Here is an 11950-nt window from a genome sequence, read left to right as displayed (position 1 = left end):
TGCTTAATTTTTCTACCCACTGTTCTGTTGCTTTCCGACCACAAGATGTACAGAAGCGACTCTTACAGGTAAAGCCTACATATCTGACTTCATTACATGTCGGACAACAAAATTTGCTATATCCTTCACTCATATCTTTACAAGTTAGCATCTTTTTTACTTCTGACAATACTGTTGGCCTAATTGGGTATTTTTCTTTAAACTCTCCCCATTTATCTTCAAATATTTGTTTTATTATTCCCGTAGCCATAAACAACTCACCCCACTACATAATAACATTTATCCACATACCTAGCAATCTATACTTTCCTAAGCAAAAATAAAATGGTGTGATTTATCATACAATAAATCACACCAATAGGTTTACTTCGATAGGGAATAATCTACTGTAACTAAATCCCTATTATAAAAAATTAAAGGTTTTTCTTCTTTTATTTCATCTACATAAAGGACTTCTCCTACAAAAATAGTGTGATCTCCTCCAGTAAACTCACCTGTTACCTGACATTCTAAATTGAATATTCCTTCATTAATGGAAGCTACTTTAACTTTTTTACTAGTTTTAGTAGTTAATTTAGCAGTATCTAGTTTATCACTAACATTTTCTGAAGTATGTCCACAAATTCTAGCCACTTCCTCCATATCCTTAGATAAAATGGTAAGGACAAATTCTTTACTTTTGTTTATTATTGGGTGGACAGAGCTTTGGGGTGATACACACACTAACAGTTGAGGGGGATTTTTAGATACTTGAGTAAACCAAGAAACTGTAATTATCCGATGATTATCCCCATCGATGGCACCTAAAATACCTACTGGACCTGGAATTTTGTCTAAAGCCTTTTGAATATCCATTTCTTTAACCTCCTTTACTTTTTTTAGTATTATAATTTACTTTAAAGGTTATACCTTCTAAGAAATATTTTCCCTAACCAAAAAAGTAAAAGAGGCAAAACCATCATTAAATTAGCAGTTATAGCTAATATACATGCTGTAATAATTGTATAAAAACTATAGGTATTGATAAAAAAGCCATAAGTTGTTAAAGAAATGATAATTGTACAAGATACAATAGATAACCGCATCAAATTCTCTTTTAAATAATCATAAGTTGTATCTAAAACTATTGATAACAATCCATAGATAAAATACAATATCCCGCAAAAAAGCAAAAAGTATAATAACCTTAAACCCCTAAATCCCCTAGGAAGTAAAGGATATTTATAACTTTCTCCTAATTTAAAATTTTTCATTTCACCTTGATAATCCAATTTTTCTAGTTTATCACTAACTATAACTAAAAAGTCTTCCCCATAAGGATGTTCTGAGTAATAAAAACCTGCAAATAACCCATTAAGCCCCATAATTTCAACTTGTTCCCCTACAACATAACTGTTTTTCATAAAAAAATCAAAGCTGGTAAAAAACATTGTTCCTTCTTGATTCTTATCTTTACTAAATAAAAGGGTTGGGCTAAAAATAGTACCTGTCATTTTCCTGATATCATCAAATAAAATCAATCTTGTATTTGAATCCTGTAACTGCACTTCCCAAACTACTTCTTCTAGAGGATTAAAAGCAGTTAGAACTTCATTAACATGTTTTTTTACCCTATGATGGATATCGTAATATGGCATAAAAAAGGCTGTCACAATCATAGATGAAACAATCCCTATTAGAATACTTTCCCACAAATGTTTTAAAATAATTTTCTTAGGCATATACTACCAATCCCTTCATGATATTTGTTAGAAATTGACGGTAGTATATCCTAAAGATAAGAAAATATGTAGGACAGCCTTTTAAAAAACTGTTATTTAAATTCTTTTATTATTTCTAAAAGAAATTGCTCATCTTTTACTGGAATACCTAATTCCTTTGCTTTTTCTAATTTACTACCAGCATTTTCCCCACAAATTACTAAATCAGTTTTTTTGCTGACACTTCCAGCAACTTTACCCCCTAAAGATTCAACAGCTTCTTGAGCCTCTTTTCTAGAAAAATGTTCTAAAGTTCCTGTAAGTACGACTGTCTTGCCAGCTAAAATACTATCCTTGGGAGTTTTGGCCCCTTCTTCTTTCATATTAACCCCTGCCTTTTTCAGACGTTCAATCAATTGTAAAGCATCGGGGTTGGAGAAATACTCCACAATACTATTAGCTATTTTATCACCAATCTCCGGTATCTCTATCAATCTATTATAATCTGCATTCATTAAAAGATCTAATTCTTTAAATTCTTTAGCCAATAATTTTGCCGCCTTTTGACCTACAAAACGAATTCCTAAGCCAAACAATAGCCTATTTAACGGTTGTTCCTTTGATTTGGCAATAGCTTTTATTAAATTTTGGGCAGATTTTTGGGCAAATCTCTCTAAATTCACCAAGTCCTCTACTTTTAAATGGTAGAGATCTGCTACGTCTTTTATTAGTCCAGTTTCATACAGTTGCTCTACAATGGAAGGTCCTAATCCTTCGATATCCATAGCTCCCCTAGAAGCATAATGAATGATTAACTCTTTAATTTGGGCGGGACATTTAGGGTTAATACACCTATAAGCGGCTTCTCCATCCAACCGTACTGCATCATTTTGACATACTGGACATTTTTGGGGCATGATAAAAGGCTGTTCTTCCCCTGACCGTTTTTCCTTTAATACTTCCACTATCTCTGGAATAATATCCCCAGCTTTTTGAACAACAACAGTATCGCCAATGCGGATATCTTTTTCTATTATATAATCGCTATTATGGAGTGAAGCTCTACTTACTGTAGTACCAGCAATCTGAACAGGTTCTAAAATTGCCGTTGGTGTTATAGCCCCTGTCCTACCTACTGTAAGTTCTATATCTTTCACAACTGAGATAGCCCTTTGAGCTGGAAATTTATAAGCGATAGCCCACCTTGGGCTTTTAGCTGTAAAGCCTAGCTTTTGCTGTCTTGATAGTGAATCAACTTTGACAACAATACCATCGATTTCATAAGGTAAAGAATTTCTTTCTTCATGCCACCTTTGGCAATACTTTATAACCTCTTCTATTTCATCAAACACTGCAATATATGGATTTATCGGGAGTCCTAATTCTTTAATTTTTTGGAGATTTTCTAGATGACTATCACCTAAGTCCGGACCCTCTACTAACCCGTAGAAAAAGGCAGCTAAGTTTCTACTCCCTACAATTTTAGGGTCTAATTGTCGCAATGTCCCCGCAGCTGCATTTCGAGGATTGGCAAATAAGGGTTCCCCTTTTTCTCCCCTTTCCCTATTTAGAAGTTCAAAGGATTTCTTAGGCATATATACCTCTCCTCTAACTTCTAAATCCACCGGCCTTTGAAGTTTTAAGGGAATGGCTTTAATAGCCTTGATATTTTGGGTTATATCTTCCCCTGTTTCACCATCTCCCCTAGTAGCCCCTTGAACTAATATACCCCCTTGGTAGATCAAGGATACTGCTAAACCGTCAATTTTTAGCTCACATACAAATTTAACCTTTTCCCCTAAGGTTTTATAGATTCTGTTGGCAAAATCCTTTAAATCCCCTTCATTAAAGGCATTATTTAAACTTAACATAGGAGTTTTATGGGTAACAGTTTTAAAGCCTTGTAAAACCTGCCCCCCCACTCTTTGTGTAGGGGAGTCGGGAGTTATAAATTCTGGATATTTATCCTCTAATTCTTTTAATTCTTTTAGTAAAAGGTCATAAGTACTATCTTCAACTAATGGTTGATCTAATACATGGTAATGGTAATCATATTTATGCAATAACTCCCTTAGTTCTTCTATCCTTTTTTTATCCATTGTATTTTTATCCATTACAATCCCCCTAATTTTCCATCACTTTTAAAGGAGCAAAACTGGCCATCAGTTTTTTTATTCCCCCTTGTTCAAAGTTTATGGTAAGTGCTTGATCATCACCTAAAGGTTGTATGCTTATTATTATACCCTGACCAAACTTTTTATGCTCTACCACCATTCCAACTTCATAAGGAATCCCTAGATTTTGTTTTACCGGTTTAGCATAAATATTATCCCTCTCGCTAACGGTTTTAGTATATAATTCCCGGACATTAAATCCTCCTGGGCTGCGATTTTCTAAAAGTTCAGGATTTATATCCTCAACAAATCGGGATACGGGGTTTCTATCAGTTCGACCATACAAAGTACGATACTGGGCACAGGTTAAATATAGTTTTTCCATTGCCCTGGTAATCCCCACATAGCACAATCTCCGTTCCTCTTCCATTTCCCGAGGCTCTTCATAGGAGCGGATATGGGGAAATATCCTCTCTTCCATCCCTGCTATAAAGACTATAGGAAATTCTAGACCTTTAGCAGAGTGGAGGGTCAATAATTTAACTACATCTTTTTCTCCTTCTGTCCTTTGATTATCGGTATTTAAGGATATTTCTTGAATAAATTCAGCTAATCCACCATCTTTATTATTATCAAATTCTTGGGTAACAGTAGCTAATTCTTGTATATTCTCTAGCCTGGAACGGGCTTCTTCTGTATTCTCTGTCTTTAACATGGCTCCATAACCAGAACGGTTAACAACTTCATCTAATAACTCAGTAACTGTTAAATACTCTGCCATCCTTTTTAAAGTTTCGATAAGTTCTACAAATTCCTGGATTTTTCCCTTACTTCTTGGGGCAATTTTTTCGCTATGGAACTGTAAAACTTGATAAAGGGAAAGATTGTTTTCTTCTGCAAATTTTAATAATTTATCTACAGTAGAATCACCTATACCCCTTTTAGGAACATTAATTACCCTAACAACACTTAGGTTATCATTGGAATTAACTAGGATTTTCATGTAGGCCAAAATATCCTTAATTTCTTTCCGTTGGTAAAACTCTGTAGCTCCATAAATAATATAAGGAATACCGCTCTTTAACAAACTTTCTTCTAATACCCTGGACATGGCATTGGTACGATAAAGGACTGCCATATCCCCATAGCTTCTACCTTGTTTTACATATTTTTCTATTTCTTCGGCAATAAACCTTCCCTCAGCTTCACTGTTTTCAGCCTGGTAAAATACTATCTTTTCTCCCTTTGGTTTATCGGTCCATAGTCTTTTATTCTTTCTACTACTATTTTTCTTTATAACATCATTAGCTGCCTCTAGAATATTACCTGTAGAACGGTAGTTTTGTTCTAACTTAATCACTTTAGCTTCTGGATAATCTTTTTCAAAATCTAAAATATTAGTAACATCGGCACCTCTAAAAAGATAAATTGACTGATCATCATCACCTACTACACAAAGGTTCCTATGATATCCAGCTAATAAGTTTATCAATACATATTGGCTGTGGTTGGTATCTTGATATTCATCTACTAAGATATATTTAAACCTTTGTTGGTACTTTTGAAGTATTTCAGGATTTTCCTGGAAAAGTCTGACCGTTTCCATAATCAAATCATCAAAATCCATTGCATTATTATTCTTTAGTTTCCTTTGATAAAGCTTGTACACTTTTGAAACTAAAGTTTCAAAATAATCTTTAGGAGAATAATCCCCTGCAGTAATCAAGAGATTTTTTGCTTTGGAAATTGCTCCAATAAAATTCCGAGGTGGGAATTTTTTATCATCTATATTCAGTTCCTTTAAACAATCTTTAATCAATTTAGTTTGATCTGAACCGTCATATATATTAAAGTTAGTGTCAAAACCTATGTGGTTAGCTTCACGGCGAAGTATTCTCACACAAGCAGAGTGGAAGGTGGAAATCCACATTTCTTTCCCACCAAAAACCATATTTTCAACCCTTTCTAACATCTCTGCTGCCGCTTTGTTAGTAAAAGTTATCGCCAATATTTCCCAAGGTTTAGCCAAACCCTGGCTTAAAATGTAGGCAATACGGTGGGTTAAAACCCGAGTTTTCCCTGACCCTGCTCCAGCAATAATTAATAGGGGCCCTTCTGTACATTGTACCGCTTCCCTCTGCTTAGGATTTAAATTTGTTAAATTCATATAGCAAAATCCTTTCCTATCTATTCTATAATTATATAATATATAATCTATTCTAATTCAAACCTTTGTTCTATGCAATATTATACCTTCATTTTTAGCTTGTTATAAATAAACACTATCACCGGTTGAAAAATAGCTAAAATAATAGATAAAAGGGCTAAAATGTCAAATTCTACCCCTAATAATTGATACATTGGGGCATAGTCTATTTTTAAAAATGATAGTGCTAAAGTTAAAGATATATATATCCCTCCCGCTGTAGAAATTAATTCAACTATGCTTTTGGATATGGGAGATTCCACTGGCTCAAAACCATAGGATTCCGCTACTGTCCTTCTATTTATATTTCTAAGTTTTAAACTCAAATAAATAAGGAGTAAAAAAATCACTAATATTAAATAAAATTCCACTTTATAATATCCCCCTTTTTTCCTTTTTATAATTTATATGAATAAAAGGACAAAAAAATAGCGCTATTTGAGCGCTAGCAAAATTTATTTATTTTGATTCTTTTTTTCAAGCCTTTCTAAGATAGTATTATAACCACCTTCACCATACTCTAAACACCTTTTAACTCTACTGATAGTAGCGGTGCTGGCACCTGTTGCCTCTTCTATCTTCTGATATGTCATTCCATTTTTCAACATTCTAGCAACTTCTAGACGCTGGGCTAAAGATTTCACTTCATTAACTGTACATAAGTCCTCAAAAAATCTATAACACTCATCTAAATCTTCTAGCAATAGAATCCCTTCAAACAACTGGTTAATGTGTTCTTTACCCAATTTTTCCAGATGCAAGGGATTTCACCTCCCTTTATCTTTTTATTATATACGTCCTTTTTTTCACTATATCAATTCAACACAATATCCCAATTTTCCTGCAAAAAAATAATTTTTTCCAAAATTATTATACCCAATTTGACTTGTAAGAATTTTTAGGCTATAATTTTTAAAAAATATATTTAAAAACGATGATTAAGAGTAGTAGGTTTAGCCCTTTGTTTACAGAGAGTCGGTAGTGGTGGAAACCGATACAAAGGCTTTACTGAATGGACTTATGAGTGCCTAGCTGAAAGAGCAGTAGGTTAGGCCGGTTTCCTCCGTTATCGGGATTAAAGAGGGCAAAACTTTGCCAAATAGAGTGGTACCGCGGAGAGTAACCTCTTCGTCTCTAAGGAGATGAAGGGGTTTTATATATTTTAAAGGAGGTTTTTTTATGGAGAAAAAAATTGTTTTTAGTGGTGCACAGCCAACAGGGAGCTTAACTTTAGGTAATTACATTGGTGCTGTCCAAAACTGGAAAGCTTTAGAAGATGACTATCAATGCCTTTATTCCATAGTTGATTTACATTCCCTTACAGTAAAACATGATCCAAAAGAATTTAGAAATTCTTGCCTTTCTTTTTTAGCCCAATACTTAGCCTGTGGCCTTGACCCAGAAAAAAATATTATTTTCTTTCAATCCCATGTACCACAGCACACTGAATTAGCCTGGATTTTAGGCTGCCATACTTACTTAGGTGAACTTAATAGAATGACCCAATTTAAAGAGAAATCGGAAAAAAATAAAGGAAATATAAATACAGGGTTATTTACTTACCCTGTACTACAAGCAGCGGATATTTTGCTTTATCAAACAAGTTTAGTTCCAGTAGGTGAAGATCAAAAACAACATTTAGAGTTAACTAGGGATATTGCCATTAGATTTAATAATGCATTTGGGGAAACTTTTACTATTCCAGAGATTTATACCCCAAAAGTTGGTGCTAGGATCATGAGTCTACAGGATCCAACCAGTAAAATGTCAAAATCCGATGAAAATATCAATGGTACTGTCTTTTTATTAGATGATGAAAAAGAGATAATTAAGAAATTCAAAAGAGCTGTTACCGATAGTGTAGGGGTAGTTCAGTATAATGATGAACAACCTGGAATTAAAAATTTAATTACCATTTATGCAAAATTTGCCAATATCTCCGTTGAAGAAGTTGTGTCCCGCTATGAAGGAAAAGGGTACGGTCCTTTTAAAACAGATTTAGGTCAATTAGTAGTAGAAGCTTTAGCCCCTGTTAGAGAGCGATATAATCAGTACATGGAAAATAAAGATTATCTTGTAGAAGTTTATACAAAAGGAGCCCAAAGAGCACAAGAAATGGCAGAAAAGACCATGAAAACCGTTAAAGAGAGAATAGGTTTAGTATAACTAAAGGAGAGCTGAGCAGCTCTCCTTTAGTTATCTTTTGTATCTAATTACTTCTACTGTTGTTCCTTTTCCCTCTTCACTATAAACTTTAGCCTCATCTACCAACATCCCTACGATATTAAGACCAGATGCCGTTTGACTATTACCAGCTAATCCTCCATAGTAGTCTTCTAGTTCATCTCGACGGGGCTGATTTAAAAGGTCTAGTACCCCTTTTAAAGTTTTACTATCCATCCCTTTTCCATTATCAATAACTTTGATAACTGTTTTATCTTTACCCCGATCTACTTGAACTTTGATTTCTGTAGCTTCTGCATTTAAGGAATTACTCATCAACTCTTTTACTATCCCCTGAATTTTACTTTTCTCTGAACGCAAATTTCCCCCTCCTTATTTTCCATTTCCATTTTTATACCCATTGATTAGAGCCACAAATATGGTGGCAACAAAACCTCCTGCAAACCCGTTATTATAGAGGTTTAAACCTCCATGTAGTATCCCAACTTGGGAAACTATTGATAAGTGAACTATTCCAGCTAATACTCCTATAATTACACCAAACTCTCCTGCTAAAGGTGCTAAAGTCGTTCCAAAGAGGGCAGCTAAAATAGGACCAGGACTACTAGCACCGACTTCTTTGAAAACAGAGAAAGGTAAGAAAGTTCCTAACCAAACCCCTAGCATGATAGGTATTGAATTTTTAGGGTGTTTACCAAAGGCAGCAAAGCCCACAATAGTCAATACACCACCCATGGTTGGGCCGTTATAGTGTCCTCCTACCAATTCGATGTAGGCACAGCCAATTAAACCCATAATTCCCATATTAATTAAAGTATTACCAAAGCCCCCTAATTGAACGAAATCTGTAATTAAAGTACCGGGATGTTTTAATATTTCTCCATAATCTTTAATTTTCCCTTTATTAAATATCACTCCTAGTAAAATCATTGTAACAAAAATTGGGATAAAAATCCAGCGCATTGGTGTATTAAATTCTGTACCCCAATACATCACCGTTTGGCTATTTAATCCAAAATTTCTAAAGATAGATAAAAATAACATCCCAGTAAGGCCTGCTGTAAAACCTACGTTATAAATATTATATCCTTCATGGGCTCTAAGAACGTGGCTGGCTAAAGGAGGGACTACTAAACCGGTTAACATCCCTACTATTATTCCTAAGGGAATACCCCAACCAAAACCAAAGGAAGCTTGTGTAACTAATGGCGCTAATGCTGTTCCAAAAAGGGCAGGGAAAATATATGTTTTAAAAGGTTGTTTTTTAATTTTACTATATACCCATACTCCACAAATAACTGGTAAAACAGACCAAATGTTTTTACCAAAAAGGGCAAAGCCCACCATTGTAAATACTGCAGCAATAGCTGGCCCGTTAAAAACTACTTTATTTAGTTTGATTACAAAGAATCCGATAAATCCGACAACAGCGGCATTAAATAGGGCTGGTCCTAAACCGGCTATTTCTAAATAGTCGGTAATCAACATCCCCGGAGCAATAAAGATAGTTTGTAAGCCTTCCACTAATCTTTGAGGACTTTGTAAAGAAGCACCTATAATTAAAAGGGCTAATAAATAGAAGGCTACTGTTCTTTCTTTAACCTTATCATCTACAACAACGTAATCAAAACTCCATAACTTCTTCATTGTCAATTCTCCTCTTCCCAAGTTTTTACCCTTTTATTATAGCAGAAGAATGTTAAAAATGTAACATATTTATCCCCGGAGAAAAATCTATATATGATAAATTTAATATCAAAAAAGCTTAAAATTATTATTTCTTTACATAAATAGAAAAAACATTTAAACTTAAAGTAGCAAGTCAATTTCAGTACAAGACAAGGAGGTGACCTGTCAATTTTGACAGGAATTTAATGGAAACAAAACTTTCATTTACTAAAGCAAAGTGGATAAACTGGGCTGTCCTTGCCCTAGCCTTTGTCGTCGTCTTTTTTCACCGTTATTCCACCGCTGTTGTTGCAGAAAATTTGGCTTCAGATTTAAATTTAACAGGAACAGAACTGAGTAATTTAGCTTCGATGTATTTCTGGGCATATGCTATTATGCAAATTCCCAATGGAATTTTGATAGATCATATTGGTGCAAGAAAAACCACTAGTATAGGTATGCTATTAGCTGGAGTTGGTTCAGTAATCTTTGGCCTTGCTCCCACTATTTATATTGCTTACTTAGGGAGGCTGCTAGTTGGTATTGGTGTTGCTGGAGTATTTGTTTCTATATTGAAGATTCAATCGGTGTGGTTTAAAAAAGAAGAGTTTCCAATGATTACTGGCTGGACTTCCCTTGTAGGTAATTTTGGAGGTGTTTTAGCTACTACACCCTTAGCATTGTTAGTATTGGCTTTAGGTTGGCGCCTTTCCTTTGTGGTCATTGCTTCTGTTTCCCTTTTATGCTATGGATTAATTATATTTTTTGTTAAAGATCATCCTAATGATTTAGGATATGATGCCCCTAATGGAAATCCTCCTAAGTCAAAGGAAAGTTTTTGGCTAGGATTACTAAAGGTTGTTAAAAACCCCTATACCTGGCCTAACTTTTTCATCCTCTTCGCTTTAATGGGATCAATTACATCTTTTTCTGGCCTTTGGGGTGTCCCCTATTTAACCCACATTTACGGCCTTTCACCAGGTGCCGCATCCCGCTATGTCCTTTTATTGACAACAGGGATAATGGTAGGTTCAATAATAATTGGTAATTTAGCTAAAGCTTTAGGGAAAATAAAGGGGGTAATTTTAGGTGGAGCCACTATTTTCACCGTTATATGGTTTTACATTATATTTATAGCCAATGGTCAACCCCCTTTAATCCTCTTACCTGTCCTTTATTTGATATTAGGTATAACAGCTGTTTCCTTTATCCTCTCTTTTACTAATGTTAAGGATGTCAATAACCCCCACTTAGCGGGAACTGCTACCAGTGTAGCCAATGTCGGTGGCTTTTTAGGTGGTGCTATTTTAAATATTATAGTTGGCTACATTCTAGATTTAAAATGGCAAGGTAGTTTAGTAAATGGTGCTAGGGTTTACACTTTAGATGCATATAAATTGGCTTTTACAGTTTTCTTCATCATGGGAATTGTGGCAATTATCGCTACATTAATGCAAAAAGAGGTTTGATAACAAACCTCTTTTTTTACACATTTTCACTTTTTCTTCATATTGTATATTACTGAAAAAAATCAAAAGTGAGATGATAAAAGTGAACAAATTTAAAGCTGCCCTTTTAGCTATTTCTGTTAGTATTTTTTTAGTTGTTCTAAAATTGGTTATTGGAGTTATAACCAATTCTATCAGTATTATCTCCGATGCCCTCCATTCTTTTATGGATGTTTTAGCTTCAACTATTACTTTAGCAGCTATGTATTTTGCAGGAAAACCTCCCGATAAGTGTCACAACTACGGTCATGGTAGATACGAAGATTTAGCTGCCGTTTTGCAAAGTATTTTAATTTTAATCTTTTCTGTAACTATAATCTATCAAAGTTTTTCAAGAATATATAATCAAAATTTCTTAAATGAAACTATACCAGGTATTATCGTTATGTCAAGGTTATTAACTTTATTAAAAACAATAAAAATTTTAATAAAATTATTTATCAGTCAACACAGCTTAAGCTATGTTTACTCTGATTGGGTGTAACCCCACACCCTCTATCCCCTCCGAAAATACATTGGGGAATACTTTTTTCATTATTTGATATGCTCCATTTAAATCTGCATTTATTA

Annotated in this window: 12 protein-coding genes and 1 other annotated feature; of the genes, 3 read left to right on the top strand and 9 right to left on the bottom strand. The window is 34.3% G+C overall.

Annotation, left to right across the window (positions count from 1 at the left end):
* The 7 genes from BMX60_RS10130 to BMX60_RS10100 form a co-directional block, all read right to left on the bottom strand.
* Positions 1 to 250 (bottom strand): transposase zinc-binding domain-containing protein (locus BMX60_RS10130; RefSeq protein ID WP_177159757.1); only part of this gene is annotated, 250 nt, incomplete at its 3' end.
* Between the two features lie 113 nt (positions 251 to 363).
* Complete coding sequence (locus tag BMX60_RS10125) at positions 364 to 855, bottom strand: flavin reductase family protein (RefSeq protein ID WP_091351350.1); 492 nt, start codon at positions 853 to 855, stop codon at positions 364 to 366.
* Positions 856 to 896: 41 nt separating this feature from the next.
* Positions 897 to 1721 (bottom strand): hypothetical protein, encoded by an 825-nt coding sequence (locus BMX60_RS10120; RefSeq protein ID WP_091351349.1) that lies wholly within the window; start codon positions 1719 to 1721, stop codon positions 897 to 899.
* 92 nt (positions 1722 to 1813) lie between these two features.
* On the bottom strand, positions 1814 to 3814 hold the full coding sequence (ligA, locus tag BMX60_RS10115) for an NAD-dependent DNA ligase LigA (protein WP_177159779.1): 2001 nt from the start codon (positions 3812 to 3814) through the stop codon (positions 1814 to 1816).
* Positions 3815 to 3824: 10 nt separating this feature from the next.
* The gene (pcrA, locus tag BMX60_RS10110) at positions 3825 to 5981 is read right to left on the bottom strand and encodes a DNA helicase PcrA (protein WP_091351348.1); all 2157 of its coding nucleotides are present in this window, start codon (positions 5979 to 5981) and stop codon (positions 3825 to 3827) included.
* A gap of 80 nt (positions 5982 to 6061) precedes the next feature.
* On the bottom strand, positions 6062 to 6391 hold the full coding sequence (locus BMX60_RS10105) for a hypothetical protein (protein WP_091351347.1): 330 nt from the start codon (positions 6389 to 6391) through the stop codon (positions 6062 to 6064).
* An 84-nt stretch (positions 6392 to 6475) separates the two neighbouring features.
* Positions 6476 to 6781, bottom strand: a complete 306-nt coding sequence (locus tag BMX60_RS10100) for a YerC/YecD family TrpR-related protein (RefSeq protein ID WP_091351346.1) — start codon at positions 6779 to 6781, stop codon at positions 6476 to 6478.
* Positions 6782 to 6945: 164 nt separating this feature from the next.
* Positions 6946 to 7159 (top strand) — a binding site (T-box leader).
* Positions 7160 to 7199: 40 nt separating this feature from the next.
* Here BMX60_RS10100 and trpS point away from each other — a divergent pair.
* A complete protein-coding gene (gene trpS / locus BMX60_RS10095) occupies positions 7200 to 8186 on the top strand; it encodes a tryptophan--tRNA ligase (protein ID WP_091351345.1) in 987 nt (328 codons plus the stop codon).
* A gap of 30 nt (positions 8187 to 8216) precedes the next feature.
* Here trpS and BMX60_RS10090 read toward each other — a convergent pair whose 3' ends face one another.
* Positions 8217 to 8564 (bottom strand): ATP-binding protein, encoded by a 348-nt coding sequence (locus BMX60_RS10090; RefSeq protein WP_091351344.1) that lies wholly within the window; start codon positions 8562 to 8564, stop codon positions 8217 to 8219.
* Between the two features lie 12 nt (positions 8565 to 8576).
* Positions 8577 to 9851, bottom strand: a complete 1275-nt coding sequence (locus tag BMX60_RS10085) for a DUF1576 domain-containing protein (RefSeq protein ID WP_091351343.1) — start codon at positions 9849 to 9851, stop codon at positions 8577 to 8579.
* 227 nt (positions 9852 to 10078) lie between these two features.
* Here BMX60_RS10085 and BMX60_RS10080 point away from each other — a divergent pair, with 227 nt between their 5' ends.
* Positions 10079 to 11341, top strand: coding sequence for an MFS transporter (locus BMX60_RS10080; protein ID WP_091351342.1), 1263 nt, complete (start codon positions 10079 to 10081; stop codon positions 11339 to 11341).
* Between the two features lie 82 nt (positions 11342 to 11423).
* Positions 11424 to 11864: a cation diffusion facilitator family transporter gene (locus BMX60_RS10075; protein WP_177159778.1), complete on the top strand. Its 441-nt coding sequence runs from the start codon at positions 11424 to 11426 to the stop codon at positions 11862 to 11864.
* Positions 11865 to 11950: the final 86 nt, after the last annotated feature.

It is taken from the genome of Anaerobranca gottschalkii DSM 13577 (genome assembly GCF_900111575.1).
Lineage (GTDB): Bacteria > Bacillota > Proteinivoracia > Proteinivoracales > Proteinivoracaceae > Anaerobranca > Anaerobranca gottschalkii.
This window is presented reverse-complemented; position numbering and strand designations above follow the sequence as displayed.